Raw genomic sequence first — 233 nt, forward strand, 5'->3', positions numbered from 1 at the left:
ATTAAACACTTTAAATGTTTCACTTCCCCACTGAAGAGAAACTGACGGAAATTTATCTAGATAAATGTTAAAATTGTAAAGTCCTGAACCTCCATACAACCCTACTACACGTTGAAAATTGGAAGTATAACCTTTCATTTGACCAAAGATATAGAATGTACCTAAAGCAATTAATCCAAAAACAATAGAGTTTCGAATAATCTTAAAATTTATATTTTTCAAGATGTTTTGAT

At 28.8% G+C, this 233-nt stretch carries 1 protein-coding gene; it reads right to left on the reverse strand.

The window, feature by feature from the left end; all coding sequences use genetic code 11:
- Positions 1-233 (reverse strand): hypothetical protein (locus tag OCF96_RS10095; protein WP_261447090.1); only part of this gene is annotated, 233 nt, incomplete at both ends.

Origin of the sequence: Streptococcus mitis (assembly GCF_946190065.1) — a bacterium.
GTDB classification, from domain to species: Bacteria; Bacillota; Bacilli; order Lactobacillales; family Streptococcaceae; genus Streptococcus; species Streptococcus mitis_DE.